This is a genomic window from Pseudomonas sp. SB113, from assembly GCF_040754745.1.
Classification (GTDB): domain Bacteria; phylum Pseudomonadota; class Gammaproteobacteria; order Pseudomonadales; family Pseudomonadaceae; genus Aquipseudomonas; species Aquipseudomonas grimontii.
The window spans coordinates 404,842-419,228 of the sequence record NZ_JBFMHW010000001.1; the positions used below are offsets into that span (position 1 = coordinate 404,842).

General features: G+C 60.1%; 15 protein-coding genes. 5 read left to right on the forward strand and 10 right to left on the reverse strand.

Annotated elements, in window-relative coordinates; genetic code table 11:
• The first annotated feature begins 2 nt into the window (after positions 1-2).
• Positions 3-1,154, forward strand: coding sequence for a DUF1120 domain-containing protein (locus AB1462_RS01875; protein ID WP_367246065.1), 1,152 nt, complete (start codon positions 3-5; stop codon positions 1,152-1,154).
• A gap of 18 nt (positions 1,155-1,172) precedes the next feature.
• Positions 1,173-1,823, forward strand: coding sequence for a DUF1120 domain-containing protein (locus tag AB1462_RS01880; protein ID WP_315335574.1), 651 nt, complete (start codon positions 1,173-1,175; stop codon positions 1,821-1,823).
• Here the strand turns inward: AB1462_RS01880 and AB1462_RS01885 are convergent.
• Both AB1462_RS01885 and AB1462_RS01890 read right to left on the reverse strand, forming a co-directional pair.
• The gene (locus AB1462_RS01885) at positions 1,820-3,085 is read right to left on the reverse strand and encodes a CynX/NimT family MFS transporter (protein ID WP_090409177.1); all 1,266 of its coding nucleotides are present in this window, start codon (positions 3,083-3,085) and stop codon (positions 1,820-1,822) included. The genes AB1462_RS01880 and AB1462_RS01885 overlap by 4 nt on opposite strands.
• Complete coding sequence (locus tag AB1462_RS01890) at positions 3,075-3,734, reverse strand: FadR/GntR family transcriptional regulator (protein WP_090410142.1); 660 nt, start codon at positions 3,732-3,734, stop codon at positions 3,075-3,077. Before AB1462_RS01890 ends, AB1462_RS01885 begins: the two co-directional genes overlap by 11 nt.
• Before the next feature lie 291 nt (positions 3,735-4,025).
• Here AB1462_RS01890 and AB1462_RS01895 point away from each other — a divergent pair, with 291 nt between their 5' ends.
• Positions 4,026-4,508, forward strand: coding sequence for a type II toxin-antitoxin system MqsA family antitoxin (locus tag AB1462_RS01895; RefSeq protein ID WP_367246066.1), 483 nt, complete (start codon positions 4,026-4,028; stop codon positions 4,506-4,508).
• Between the two features lie 50 nt (positions 4,509-4,558).
• On the opposite strand, the gene AB1462_RS01900 is transcribed toward AB1462_RS01895, so the two are convergent.
• The 4 genes from AB1462_RS01900 to AB1462_RS01915 form a co-directional block, all read right to left on the reverse strand.
• Complete coding sequence (locus AB1462_RS01900; RefSeq protein WP_003171943.1) at positions 4,559-5,323, reverse strand: amino acid ABC transporter ATP-binding protein; 765 nt, start codon at positions 5,321-5,323, stop codon at positions 4,559-4,561.
• Positions 5,324-5,334: 11 nt separating this feature from the next.
• A complete protein-coding gene (locus AB1462_RS01905) occupies positions 5,335-6,432 on the reverse strand; it encodes an amino acid ABC transporter permease (RefSeq protein WP_090409184.1) in 1,098 nt (365 codons plus the stop codon).
• 10 nt (positions 6,433-6,442) lie between these two features.
• Positions 6,443-7,624: an amino acid ABC transporter permease gene (locus tag AB1462_RS01910; RefSeq protein ID WP_184744597.1), complete on the reverse strand. Its 1,182-nt coding sequence runs from the start codon at positions 7,622-7,624 to the stop codon at positions 6,443-6,445.
• 72 nt (positions 7,625-7,696) lie between these two features.
• On the reverse strand, positions 7,697-8,728 hold the full coding sequence (locus AB1462_RS01915) for an amino acid ABC transporter substrate-binding protein (RefSeq protein ID WP_090409190.1): 1,032 nt from the start codon (positions 8,726-8,728) through the stop codon (positions 7,697-7,699).
• Positions 8,729-9,073: 345 nt separating this feature from the next.
• Here AB1462_RS01915 and AB1462_RS01920 point away from each other — a divergent pair, with 345 nt between their 5' ends.
• Together AB1462_RS01920 and rhlB are read left to right on the forward strand one after the other, a co-directional pair.
• Positions 9,074-9,730: an alpha/beta hydrolase gene (locus tag AB1462_RS01920; protein WP_090409193.1), complete on the forward strand. Its 657-nt coding sequence runs from the start codon at positions 9,074-9,076 to the stop codon at positions 9,728-9,730.
• 96 nt (positions 9,731-9,826) lie between these two features.
• Positions 9,827-11,290, forward strand: a complete 1,464-nt coding sequence (gene rhlB / locus AB1462_RS01925) for an ATP-dependent RNA helicase RhlB (protein WP_367246114.1) — start codon at positions 9,827-9,829, stop codon at positions 11,288-11,290.
• Positions 11,291-11,418: 128 nt separating this feature from the next.
• Here the strand turns inward: rhlB and moaE are convergent, their stop codons facing one another.
• From moaE to AB1462_RS01945, 4 genes are all read right to left on the reverse strand, one after another.
• Entirely contained in the window at positions 11,419-11,868 is a 450-nt protein-coding gene (moaE, locus tag AB1462_RS01930; RefSeq protein WP_367246067.1) for a molybdopterin synthase catalytic subunit MoaE, read from the reverse strand.
• 2 nt (positions 11,869-11,870) lie between these two features.
• The gene (gene moaD / locus AB1462_RS01935) at positions 11,871-12,113 is read right to left on the reverse strand and encodes a molybdopterin converting factor subunit 1 (RefSeq protein ID WP_090409202.1); all 243 of its coding nucleotides are present in this window, start codon (positions 12,111-12,113) and stop codon (positions 11,871-11,873) included.
• Positions 12,110-12,583: a cyclic pyranopterin monophosphate synthase MoaC gene (gene moaC, locus AB1462_RS01940; RefSeq protein ID WP_027604721.1), complete on the reverse strand. Its 474-nt coding sequence runs from the start codon at positions 12,581-12,583 to the stop codon at positions 12,110-12,112. The genes moaD and moaC overlap by 4 nt, the downstream gene beginning before the upstream one ends.
• 96 nt (positions 12,584-12,679) lie before the next feature.
• A complete protein-coding gene (locus AB1462_RS01945; protein WP_032877681.1) occupies positions 12,680-14,074 on the reverse strand; it encodes a PhoH family protein in 1,395 nt (464 codons plus the stop codon).
• Positions 14,075-14,387: the final 313 nt, after the last annotated feature.

The window sequence follows — 14,387 nt, forward strand, 5'->3', positions numbered from 1 at the left end:
CGATGACTGCCCTATTGCTTGCCCCCCACGCGCGACGGCTGAGCGCTGCCTGCGTGCTACTGGGTGCGTTCAGTGCTGCCCAGGCCCAGGATGAATGCCAGTTGAACGTCAGCGACTCACGGCTGGATTTCGGCTCGATGAACCGCGCCGCGCAAAACGACGCCGCCGCGCAACGCTTACTCGGCGAACGCCGCCTGAGCCTAACGTTCAACTGCCCGAACCCCAGCGACCCGAGCCTGTTTTATCGCGCCGTGGCGACGAGTGCGCAGCGGCTGCAGTTTACCGAGCATGGCAGCTATGCCATTCACGCCAGCGACGGTGTACTGGATGGCCAGGCGGTGACCTTGGGGCTGTTGCCCGCCAGCGGTCAGCCGCCCATCGTCACCGGTACCACGCTGGACTGGCGACCGGGCCATGGGATTGCTCCGGTCGAGAACGGCACGCTGCTGACGGGCAAGCACTTCACACTGCAATTGAGCGTCAGCGCCTGGGCCGATTCCGCCGCCACGCGGGTCAGGGAGGCAACCACCTGGGAAGTGTCCGGAACTCTCTACAACCTGCCCAGCGATCGGTACCGCGAGTTGACGCTGCTGGCCCAGTTCGCCCCCGTGGCCTGCGTGCCACAGTTGTCCAACGGCGGGCTGGTGGATTACGGCACCTTACTGGCCAAGGATCTGGGCGCTGACAATGAAACCCCGCTGCCCACTCGAACGTTGCAGTTTTCGGTGAGCTGCGACGCTGCTACCCCATTCGCCTTGAAGATGCATGACAACCGCAACGGTTCGGCCACCGGCGGCACCGATGAAACCGCCTACGGCCTGGACCTGGACAACAGCGGGAACAAGATCGGGCGCTACTACGTGAACATCGACCCGGCGGAGTTCAGCGCCGACGCCCTCGGCACACTGTATCGCACCGATTCCACCAGTGGCGGTGCCGCCTGGAGCAGCTCCAGTTCCCGGCAGATCCCCATCGCCGCCAACAGCCTCATGGGTTTCACCGACCGCGCCGCCAGTACGCTGGGGCCGGTACCTATCCAAAACCTGGCCGGAACGGTGCGCATCAAAGCCTACCTGGCCCCGACACAGAACCTGGACCTGCGCAGCGTGGTGCGGATCAACGGCTCCGGCACACTCGAAATCATCTATTTGTAACCCCTGGGAATCAACCTCATGAAACCGTACGACATCGCCTTTTTCTCCCTGCTGCTGCTCGGTGCCACGCCCGTTGCGCAGGCCGCCTCGGCCGTCGACGTGACGGTCAAGGGCCGCATTACGCCTATGGCTTGCACACCGCTGCTGTCCAACGGCGCGCTGATCGACTACGGCAAGATTTCCCGCCAGGATCTCAACCAGGACAAAAGCACACGCCTGCCGGTTAAGTTGCTGCAAGTCAGCATCGACTGCAACGCGCCGAACCGCTTCGCCCTGCGCATGCGTGACAATCGTGAAGGCTCAGCGACCGTCAACAGCGAGATTTACTACGGCCTCGGGTTTGATAACAGCGGTAACCGCATCGGCTTGTACTCCATGACCTTCGACCCCCGGCAAACCCAGGTCGACAGCACCACGCAAGTGTACGGCACCGAATCCACCACTGGCGGCCTGGCCTGGCGTACCGCCAACCTCAACCCGATCAACATCGGCGCCAACAGCTACCTGGGTTTCACCGACACGCCAGGCAGCACAGCCGGCCCCTCGGCGATCCGTGAGCTGATCAGCACGGTAAAGGTTGAAACCGTGATCAACGCCGCGCAAAACCTCGACCTGAGCAGCGACACCCAACTCGACGGCCTGGCCACACTGGAGGTGGTGTATTTCTAGAGTTTCTCGCTGCTCACCTGCACATACAGCGCACGCCCGGCCCCCAGGCCGGCGATGATCGCGCCCACGCCGATCACCGCGAAGATCCAGCCGATGGCCGTCCAGCCGCCGGTCCAGTCGTGCACCAGGCCCACCGCGAACGGGCCGAGGGAGGCCAGGGTGTAACCAAAGCCCTGGGCCATGCTCGACAGATTGGCCGCCACATGGGAGTCGCGCGAGCGCAACACGATCAAGGTCAGCGCCAGGCTGAACGTACCGCCCTGCCCCAGGCCAAGCAGAATCGCCCAGCCCCACAGACCGTCCAGCGGTGCATACAGGCAACCGAACAGGCCGCCGAGGGTCAGCAGCATCACCAGCACAATCGCCAGGCGCTGGTCCTTACCGCGTGTCGCCAGCCACGGTGCGGCCAGGGAACTGAACAATTGCATGACAATGGAGCCGGACAACGCCAAACCGGCTTCGGTCGCGCTCAGGCCACGACCGATCAAAATCGACGGCAGCCAGCCAAACACGATGTACGACAGGGACGATTGCAGGCCCATGTACACGGTGACCTGCCAGGCCAACGGGTCACGCAACAGGCCCTTCACTCGGTAGGCGACCTGATGGGCGCCGTGTTTCTGGCCGACCTGCGGTAACCAGAACAACGCTGCCACCAACGCCGGCAGAATCCAGAAGCCCAGGCCAATGGTCCAGCGGTCGCCGAAGTAATGACTCAGCGGCACCGTGGCGCCCGCCGCCAACGCTGCGCCCAGACACAGGGCCATGGTGTACACACCGGTCATGGCGCCGGCGTGTCTGGCGAAATCGCGCTTGATGATGCCCGGCAGCAATACGCCGATGATGCCGATGCTCGCCCCGGCAATCAGGCTGCCGGCGAACAACCCCACTTCGCGAAACGAACTGCGCAGGATGATGCCGGCGGCCAGCGTCAACAGGATCCCCAGCACCACGCGCTCGGCGCCAAAACGCCGGGCCAGGATCGGCGCCATGGGAGCGAACAAGCCGAGGCACAACACCGGCAAGGTGGTCAGCAAACCGGCCTTGGCCGCCGACAACCCCAGGCTGCTGGAAACCTCGGCCAGCAACGGCGCCACGCTCGACAACGCCGGGCGCAGGTTCAACGCCACCAGGACCAGGCCCAACAGCAACAGCCATGGGCGACTCACCATCGGGTGGCTGTGTTGCACCACCTCGTCGTCGGCTTCGGCGTCGATCAACAGTTCTTCCAACTCGGTCGTGCGCTTGGTTTCAGGGCTCATTGATCAACTGCCGGCAAAGGGATTTGGCGCGTTCCGGGTCCTGATGTTGCACGGCTTCGAGCAGGGCGGTATGCAGGTCGAACACCGCCTGGCGGCGCGGCGAAATGTTCAGGGTCTGGCGCAACTGCGCGCCGACAATCGCGGAAAAGTACTGGTACAGCTCGCTCAATGCCGGGTTGTGCGCGGCATCCACCAGGCGTTTGTGGAACACCAGGTCGGCGCTGATATAGGCCTCCAGGTCACCGTGGTACAGCACCGCGCTGGCCTTGAGTGCCTCATGCAAAGCGGTGAGGTCGGCTTCGGTACGGCGCACCGCCGCGAGCCCGACGGCCTCCACTTCCAGAATTTGCCGCGTCTCCTGCGCCTGCTCCAGGCTGCAGTGGGATAACGCGCGCATGGCGCCCAGCGGGTCGGTCATCGAACGCAGGTAACTGCCGTCGCCCTGGCGGATTTCAATCAACCCGGAAAACGCCAGCACGCGCATGGCCTCGCGCACGGTATTGCGGCTGATGCCCAGCTCGGCGGACAGCTCCGGCTCGGTGGGCAGGCGTTCGCCGATGGCCCACTTGCCCTCGGTAATGCGCCAGCGCAACTGCTCCAGGGCCTGGTCCACCAGGGAGCGTTTGATCAGGGGGGCGATGTCTGTCATGGGATGCAGGTTTTCGTCCAATCATAGGATGAATTTTCCTACAGCCTATTCAGAGTTGCCTAAAAAGGCAACGCACCAGGGTTCTTAGGCAGGAAAAGGAGCAGTATTTTCGATGGGTAAAATTACCCTTAGAGGGTAATTATTCAGCTCAGGTGTCTTATGGAAAAGTACACACCTCATTACGATCTGGCGGTGATCAAGGCGGATGTCAGGCGGCTTGGAGATTTACATAAAGGTCACTTACCACTCAGGCGGTAACCCACCGGTAATCTCCTTCAAGGAGTGCAACTCATGAAGACTCAACAGTGCTTTATATGCGGTACGCCCGATGGCATGAATCGATTCGAGGGCCGTAGCGAGACCATTAGCGTCAAAGGGATGGAGCGTCGTGTCGATGACCTTTCTGGCTGGGAATGCCATGCATGCGGCGACGGCATGTATGACCCGGAGAGTTCAGAGCGCCACGCAAAAGCAGGGGATGAACTCGTCCACGCCGCGCGGACAATGATCGGCAACGAGATGAAACGCATCCGTCGCAAGCTGCACCTTACGCAAAAAGAAACCGTGCAACTGCTGTCCGGTGGCGGTCACAACGCTTTTTCACGTTATGAACGCGGTGAGCTTCTGCCACCGAAGCCACTGGTTCTGTTGATGCGATTGTTGGACCGTTACCCTCATTTGCTCGCCGACGCCAAGGTATTGGCCGAAGGCGCTGACCTGCGGGGGTTCACTCATACCGTGAACACAGGGCATGAGGCGCTCAAGGCCTGCTGAACAGACAAAAACAAACCCGGCCTGGCCGGGTTTATTTTTTCAAACGTCAATCAATGCAGGATCTGGCTCAAGAACAACTTGGTCCGGTCATTCTGCGGGTTGTCGAAGAAGTCATTCGGCGCCGCCTGTTCCACGATCTCGCCCTTGTCCATGAAGATCACGCGGTTGGCCACGGTGCGGGCGAAGCCCATTTCGTGGGTTACGCACAACATGGTCATGCCGTCTTCGGCCAGGCCGATCATGGTGTCGAGCACTTCCTTGACCATTTCCGGGTCAAGGGCCGAGGTCGGCTCGTCGAACAGCATGATTTTCGGTTTCATGCACAGGGCGCGGGCAATCGCCACACGCTGTTGCTGGCCGCCGGACAATTGCCCCGGAAACTTGTGGGCCTGCTCCGGGATGCGCACACGCTCCAGGTAGTGCATGGCGATTTCCTCGGCCTTGCGCTTGGGCATCTTGCGCACCCACATCGGCGCCAGCGTGCAGTTCTGCAGGATGGTCAGGTGCGGGAACAGGTTGAAGTGCTGGAACACCATGCCGACTTCACGGCGGATCGCTTCGATCTGCTTGAGGTCGTTGGTCAGCTCCACGCCATCGACCACGATGCGGCCCTGCTGGTGCTCTTCCAGACGGTTGAGGCAGCGGATGGTGGTGGACTTGCCCGAACCCGACGGGCCGCACAGCACAATACGCTCGCCCTGCTTGACGTTGAGATTGATGTCTTTCAACACGTGGAACTGGCCGTACCACTTGTTGACGCCCTGCATCTGGATAATGCCTTCAGGGCTCACAGGCTGTTTGATCGCTTCGCTCATAACAACAACTCCTAACGCTTGTGGCCTGTGTCGAGCTTATGTTCCAAATGAATGGAATAGCGCGACATACCAAAACAGAAAATCCAGAACACCAGGGCGGCGAACACGTAGCCTTCAGTGGCCATACCCAACCATTTCGGGTCGGCGGCGGCTTGCTTGACGCTGTTGAGCAGGTCGAACAAACCGATGATGATCACCAGGCTCGTGTCCTTGAACAACGCGATAAACGTGTTGACGATGCCCGGGATTACCATCTTCAGGGCTTGCGGCAGAATCACCAGGCCCATGCTGCGCCAGTAACCCAGGCCCATCGCCGCAGCCGCTTCGTACTGGCCTTTAGGGATCGCCTGCAAACCACCACGCACCACCTCGGCCACGTAGGCCGACTGGAACAGGATCACGCCGATCAACGCCCGCAGCAGCTTGTCGATGCCCATGCCTTCGGGCAGGAACAACGGCAGCATCACCGAGGACATGAACAGCACCGTGATCAACGGCACGCCGCGCCAGAACTCGATGAAGGTCACGCAGACCACACGAATCGCCGGCATGTTCGAGCGCCGTCCCAGCGCCAGCACAATGCCCAGTGGCAAGGCACCGGCAATGCCGACAGTGGCGATGACCAGGGTCAGCATCAGGCCGCCCCATTGGCTGGTGGCCACGTTGGTCAAGCCGAAGATCCCGCCGTGCAGCAGGAAAAACGCGATGATCGGGTACAGCACCAAAAAGCTCAGGCCGTAGACCGCCTTGCGCGGGAAACGCGAGATGAACAACGGCGCCACGCCCACGATGGCCAGCCACACGGTCAGGTCCACACGCCAGCGCAGGTCGCCGGGGTAGTAGCCGTACATGAACTGCCCGAAGCGCTGTTGGATAAACACCCAGCAGGCGCCTTCCTTGGTGCAATCGGCGCGGGTGGTGCCGACCCAGTTGGCATCGAGGATGGCCCACTGCAGGATCGGCGGCACCACCAGGTAAATCAGGTAAAACGCCAACAGCGTCAGCAGGGTATTGAGCCAACTGGAAAACAGGTTGGCGCGCATCCAGGCCATCGGTCCGAAGACTTTGCTCGGCGGCGGCATATCAGGTTTGAAAGTATGCGAACTCATGTGCGTTTCCTCACCGCTCGATCAGCGCAATGCGCTTGTTGTACCAGTTCATCAGCAGGGAAATGCTGATGCTGATCGCCAGGTACACGCTCATGGTGATGGCAATAACCTCGATCGCCTGGCCGGTCTGGTTGAGCACCGTGCCGGCAAACAGCGAAACCATTTCCGGGTAGCCGATACCGGCGGCCAGCGACGAGTTCTTCGCCAGGTTCAAGTACTGGCTGGTCAGCGGCGGAATGATCACCCGCAGGGCTTGCGGGATGATGACCTTGCGCAGCGTCGGCCCAGGGCGCAGGCCCAGGGAGCGCGCCGCTTCGGTCTGGCCGTGGCTGACGGACTTGATGCCCGAGCGCACGATCTCGGCGATAAACGCCGCGGTGTACACGGTAAGCGCCAGGGTCAGCGCCAGCAGTTCAGGGATCAGCACCCAGCCGCCGACAAAGTTGAAACCTTGCAGCTTGGGCATTTCCCAGTGCAGCGGCGCGCCGAAGATCAAGGCACACAATGCCGGGATCACGATAAACAGCGCCAGGCCCGCCCAGAACTTGTGGAACGGTACGCCGGTCGCCTCAAAGCGCTTATTGGCCCAACGCGCCATCAGTACGATTGCGACGATGGCAACCACGATGCTTGCCACAAACGGCCAGAACCCGTCAGCGGCCAGCGCTGCCGGCATGTTCAGGCCACGGCTGCTGACAAAGAAGGTGTCGCCGAAGTTATGGCTGTTACGCGGCCCCGGCATGGTCAGGAACACCGCGAAGTACCAGAACAGAATTTGCAGCAGCGGCGGAATGTTGCGGAACACTTCCACATACACGGTCGCCAGCTTGTTGATCATCCAGTTCGGTGACAGGCGCGCCACGCCAATGATGAAGCCGAGCAGCGTCGCCAGGACCACACCGATCACGGTCACCAGCAAGGTATTGAGCAAGCCGATTACAAAGACGCGGGCATAGCTGTCCGATTCGGTGTAGTCGATCAAATGCTGCGCGATACCGAAGCCGGCACTGCGCTCAAGAAAGTCGAAACCCGAGGTAATGCCCCGGTGTTGAAGGTTGGTCTGGGTATTGTCGAAGAGGTACCAGCCCAGCGAGATCACCGCCACAATCGTGATGATCTGGAAGAGCCACGCACGCACTTTGGGATCGCTGAAGCTGAGCTTCTGCTTTGGTGCGCCGATTTGTTTTTGCATGAAGTGCCCCGAAAATAATGGAACAGAACATCACCCGGCGGTTGGCCCACCGGGTGACAGAACCATCAGCGATCAGCGCACAGGGGGTGCGTATTGAATGCCGCCAGCGTTCCACAGCGCGTTCAGGCCACGGTCGATTTCCAGCGGGGTGCTCTTGCCCAGGTTACGCTCGAACACTTCACCGTAGTTACCGACTTGCTTGACGATCTGTACGACCCAATCTTTCTTCACTTTCAGGTCTTTGCCGTATTCGCCGTCAGCACCGAGCAGACGTGCAACGTCCGGGTTCTTGGTGGACTTGGCTTCAGCTTCAACGTTTTTGGAGGTGATACCGGCTTCTTCAGCGTTGAGCATGGCGTAGCCAACCCAGCGCACGATGGCCAGCCACTCGTCATCGCCGTTACGCACGACCGGGCCCAGCGGTTCCTTGGAAATGGTTTCCGGCAGAACCACGTAGTCCTTCGGCGCGGCCAGCTTGCTGCGCTGGGCGAACAGTTGGGACTTGTCGGAGGTCAGTACGTCGCAACGGCCGGATTCCAGCGACTTGGCGCTTTCATCGGAGGTGTCGAAGGTGATCGGGGTGTATTTGAGGTTGTTGCCACGGAAGTAGTCGGAAACGTTCAGCTCGGTGGTGGTACCGGCCTGGATGCAGATGGTTGCACCGTCCAGTTCCTTGGCACTTTTGACGCCCAGCTTGTTGTTAACCAGGAAGCCGATGCCGTCGTAGTAAGTGATGAAGCCCGGGAATTTCAGACCCATGCCCGCATCGCGGGAGCTGGTCATGGTGGTGTTACGCGACAGGATGTCGACTTCGCCGGACTGAAGCGCGGTGAAACGCTCCTTGGCGTTCAACTGGCTGAACTTGACCTTGGTGGCGTCGCCGAAAACGGCAGCGGCCACAGCACGGCAAACGTCAGCATCGATCCCGAGGATCTTGCCGCTGGCATCCGGTACCGAGAAACCCGGCAAGCCGTCACTCACGCCACATTGCACAAAGCCTTTCTTCTGCACGGCGTCCAGAGTGGCGCCAGCCTGGGCGAAACCACTGACACCCAGTACGGCCGCCGCGCAAACGATGGCCAGGGTGGATTTCAATACCTTCATTCAAACCTCCAGTTGCTCTTGTTGTGTCGAAGCTCCAACCTCAGCGCACCCTTATGAGGCGATATCGACCCGTGTTGGCTTTTTTTAGGGTCAAGCGGCATGAGGCTTTCGCGATAATTCCAGCTGCTATCCCGAAAGCGGCAGTCACTGATAGTGTTACCGTCCCGAAAAAGTTCTGACATCGACCTACACATAGCAAGGCGCGTACCAGAGTGGCGGCTGAGTCGTTTCAGCCCCTCGTCAATAGAAAAAGATTCACCCTTGCGACATTCTCTTAACAGATCAACCTGTCGCGCACCGTTCCGACGCACCCAATCGGAGCGCACGCACATTTATGGAGCAGACATGACCGAACCCTTGATTCTTCAGCCCGCCAAGCCCGCAGACGCCTGCGTAATCTGGTTGCATGGCCTGGGTGCCGATCGCTACGACTTCCTGCCAGTGGCCGAGGCGCTGCAGCAGACCTTGCTGTCCACCCGCTTTGTATTGCCCCAGGCGCCGACCCGCCCGGTGACGATCAATGGCGGTTACGAGATGCCAAGTTGGTACGACATAAAGGCCATGAGCCCGGCGCGCTCGATCAGCCTGGAAGAGCTGAAAGAGTCAGCCACAATGGTCACGGATTTGATCAAGGAGCAAAAAAGCAGCGGAATAGACGCCTCAAGAATTTTCTTAGCCGGCTTTTCCCAAGGTGGCGCAGTGGTTTTCCACACAGCATTCAAGAAATGGCAAGGTGCCCTGGGCGGCGTGATCGCCCTCTCGACCTACGCGCCAACCTTCGATGACGAATTGGAGTTATCCGCCAGCCAGCAACGCATTCCCACCCTGTGCCTGCACGGCCAGTACGACGAGGTAGTACAGAACGCCATGGGCCGCAGCGCCTACGAGTATCTGAAAACCCGTGGTGTCACCGTGACATGGCAGGAATACCCAATGGGCCACGAAGTGTTACCCGAGGAGATACGCGATATCGCTACTTGGCTGATCGCTCGCCTGGGCTGAAAACCCACGTTTATGTAGCCGTATGACAGACGCACTACGCCGCGCCCGATTCTTGCATTACACTGGCCGGCGTATATTCCTTAACCAATTAATGAGATCACCGTGCTCAAAGCACTCAAGAAGATGTTCGGCAAAAGCGAGGCTGAGCCGCTCGCGCCTGTTCCCAGTGCTCCTGTCCCCTCCTCCGGCAGCCGCAATGACGGTCAACAGCCAGGCCGGACTGCACCTGTCGCCCAGCCGAAGACACCGACGGTGACACCGCCCGAACAGGCAAAACCTGAGGCTGAAGCCACACCCGCCCCCAAGCCTCGCCGGGAACGCGCGCCGAAACCGCCGGTGATCCCGTGGAAACTCGAAGACTTCGTCGTCGAGCCCCAGGAAGGCAAGACCCGCTTCCACGATTTCAAACTGGCCCCGGAACTGATGCACGCTATCCAGGACCTGGGGTTCCCGTACTGCACGCCGATCCAGGCACAGGTATTGGGCTTCACCCTCGCCGGCAAAGATGCCATCGGCCGTGCCCAGACCGGCACCGGCAAGACCGCCGCGTTCCTGATCTCGATCATCACCCAGCTGCTGCAAACGCCGCCGCCGAAAGAACGCTACATGGGTGAACCGCGCGCGCTGATCATCGCGCCTACCCGTGAACTGGTGGTGCAGATCGCCAAGGACGCCGCCGACCTGACCAAGTACACCGGCCTCAACGTGATGACGTTCGTGGGCGGCATGGACTTCGACAAGCAGCTCAAGCACCTCGAAGCCCGCCATTGCGACATCCTCGTAGCCACCCCTGGCCGCCTGCTGGACTTCAACCAGCGCGGCGACGTGCACCTGGACATGGTCGAAGTGATGGTGCTGGACGAAGCCGACCGCATGCTCGACATGGGTTTCATCCCACAAGTGCGTCAGATCATTCGCCAGACCCCGCCAAAGGCCGAGCGTCAGACCCTGCTGTTCTCCGCAACCTTCACCGAAGACGTGATGAACCTCGCCAAGCAATGGACCACCGACCCGTCCATCGTCGAGATCGAAGCACTGAACGTCGCCAGCGAAAACGTCGAACAGCACATCTACGCCGTGGCCGGTGCCGACAAGTACAAGCTGCTCTATAACCTGGTCAACGACAACGGTTGGGAGCGCGTGATGGTATTCGCCAACCGCAAGGACGAAGTGCGTCGCATCGAAGAACGCCTGGTGCGCGATGGCGTCAACGCCGCGCAACTGTCCGGCGACGTGCCGCAACACAAGCGCATCAAGACCCTGGAAGGCTTCCGCGAAGGCAAGATTCGCGTGCTGGTGGCCACCGACGTGGCCGGGCGCGGGATTCACATCGACGGCATCAGCCACGTGATCAACTTCACCCTGCCGGAAGTGCCGGACGACTACGTGCACCGTATCGGCCGCACCGGCCGGGCGGGCGCAGCGGGTGTGTCGATCAGCTTTGCCGGGGAGGATGACTCGTATCAGTTGCCTTCCATCGAGACCTTGCTGGGGCGCAAGATCAGCTGCGAGACACCGCCGACGCATCTGTTGCGGGCCGTAGAACGCAAACGCCCGTAAGCTGAAATGCAATAAAAATGTGGGAGGGGGCTTGCTCCCGATAGCAGTGGGTCAGTCACAGATAAAGTGACTGACACCCTGCTATCGGGAGCAAGCCCCCTCCCACATTTGGTTCTGTGTTCGGCTGGCTATTTCCAGCGATCCGCTGCAGCGTGGTCGCTGTCTCGCCCTTCCACCCAACGCGCCCCTTCGCGGGTATTTTCCTTCTTCCAGAACGGCGCACGGGTTTTCAGGTAATCCATCACAAACGCACAGGCGTCGAACGCCGCCTGGCGATGGGCACTGGCGGCCGCCACGAACACAATCGGCTCACCCGGCTGCAGCGCACCGATACGATGCAGCACTTCGAGCTTGAGCAGCGGCCAGCGCTGTTCAGCTTCGACGGCGATCTTGGCCAAAGCTTTTTCAGTCATGCCGGGGTAGTGTTCCAGGAACATCCCCGCCACCTCGCGGCCCTCGTTGAAGTCGCGCACATAGCCGACAAAACTCACCACCGCGCCCACGCCCACATTCGCGGCGTGCATGGCGTTGACTTCCGCGCCGGGGTCAAAGGCCTCGACCTGTACACGAATGGCCATGCTCAGCCTCCGGTCACGGGCGGGAAGAACGCGACTTCATCACCGGCCTGCAACGGCTCGTCGAGAGCGCACAACTCCTGGTTGCGGGCACACATCAAGCTGGTTTCGTTGAGCACTTCAAAGCCCGGATCGCCGGCCAACGCCTGGCGCACGGCATCGACAGTGGCGAAATCGCCTTCCATCTCAAGTGAATCCAGGCCTATTTTTTCGCTGTAACGCGCGAAAAACAGTACGTTGATGCTCATTGTCCATCCGCCTTGAAATGCCCGCTTTTACCGCCGAGCTTTTCCAGCAGGCGAATGTTTTCGATGGTCATGCCGCGATCCACGGCCTTGCACATATCGTAAATCGTCAGCGCGGCGACACTGGCCGCCGTCAACGCTTCCATCTCCACGCCGGTCTGCCCGGACAGCTTGCAGCGCGCGACGATGTGCACCGAGTCTGCGCCATCGGCACTCAGTTCGACCTTGACCCCGGTCAACATCAGCGGGTGACACAGGGGGATCAAATCACTGGTTTTTTTCGCGGCCTGGATCCCGGCAATGCGGGCCACGGCAAACACGTCGCCCTTGGGATGGGCGCCGTCGACAATCATTTGCAGGGTTTCGGGCAGCATGCGCACCCGCGCTTCGGCCACCGCCTCACGGAACGTCACGGACTTGTCGGTGACGTCGACCATATGGGCGCGACCTTGGGAATCGAGATGAGTTAGCACGAGGCCTCCTTGAGGCAGCAAAAAAGCTACAAGCTGCAAGCGGCAAGTGAAAAGCTCACAGGACCCACTTGCAGCTTGTAGCTTAAAGCTTGCTACTCAGAGATGCGACTCTGCGTATTCGGCCAGAATCGAGCGAGGCACCCCTTGCAGCGCAATATGCACGCCGTTCGGGAAATCCTTGAAGCGTTCCGTCAGGTAAGTCAGCCCGGAGCTGGTCGCGGACAGGTAAGGGGTGTCGATCTGTGCCAGGTTGCCCAGGCACACCACTTTGGAACCGGCGCCGGCACGGGTGATGATGGTTTTCATCTGGTGCGGGGTCAGGTTCTGGCATTCATCGATCAAAATCAGGCTTTGCTGGAAGCTGCGACCTCGGATGTAGTTGAGGGATTTGAACTGCAACGGCACTTTGCTGAGGATGTAGTCGACGCTGCCATGGGTGTTTTCGTCATCCATGTGCAAGGCTTCGAGGTTGTCGGTGATCGCCCCCAGCCACGGCTCCATTTTTTCCGCCTCGGTACCGGGCAAAAAGCCGATTTCCTGGTCCAGGCCCTGCACGGAGCGAGTGGCGATGATGCGGCGATAGCGCTTGGTCACCATGGTCTGCTCGATGGCGGCGGCCAGGGCGAGGATGGTTTTACCGGAACCGGCAGCGCCGGTCAGGTTGACCAGGTGGATGTCCGGGTCGAGCAGCGCATACAGCGCCAGGCTCTGGTAGATGTCACGCGGTTTCAGGCCCCAGGCTTCCTGGTGCAACAGGGGTTCCTGATGCAGGTCGAGAATCAGCAGCTTGTCGACCTGGATCTCTTTGATCCAGCCCACGAAGCCCTGCTCGTCGACGATGAATTCATTGATATGCACAGCCGGCAGGTTGTCGATCAACTGCACCTGGTGCCAGGTGCGGCCATGGTCCTGACGGGTTTCGACCTTGCTGACACGGTCCCAGAACGAGCCGGTCATCATGTGATAACCACGGGACAGCATCGACACGTCGTCGACCAGTTGGTCGGTACTGTAGTCCTCGGCAGCGATCCCACACGCTCGTGCCTTGAGGCGCATATTGATGTCTTTGGTCACCAGCACCACGCGCAGGTCCTTGTCGCGAGCGTGCAGGTCGATCAATTGGTTGATGATTTTGTTGTCGTTGAGGTTTTCCGGCAGCAGGCTGTTGGGCTCGCTGCGCTTGCTCATCAGAATCGACAGCAAGCCCTTGGGTCCGCTCTTGCCGCGCTGGATCGGCACGCCGACTTCAACGTCCTCGGGTGACGCTTCGCCCAGGGTCTTGTCGATCAGGCGGATAGCCTGGCGGCATTCGGCAGCCACGCTGTGGTGCCCGCTTTTGAGTTTGTCGAGCTCCTCAAGCACGATCATCGGGATAGCGACGTGGTGTTCTTCGAAGTTAAGCAGTGCGTTTGGATCGTGGATCAATACATTGGTATCAAGCACATAAAGGATTGGCTGGTCGGAAGAAGGGGTGCGTCCATGATCATCCATACTCGGTCACCTTTGTGGGAGCCAGTCGACGCAATACCACGACAGTGCTGCGCCTCGATTCGACCACCGACTGCACCTGAGTGACGTCAAGCGCAGTGCCCACATGAGGAGTCTTGGAAGACGCCACCTGTGTTGCAGGTTTCGGCGATCTGACTTCGTAATACCGCAAAACCCATGACAGGAAAAAGCACTTTGACGCTTTTTTGAAGTTTATTTTTCAGGATGACGAATAGCACTAGCCGAGTGCTCGATGCACCGTTAAAGTCGGAAGTCCGCCTGCATCGAAATGTCGCAAAAAATCAGTGCAAAAATG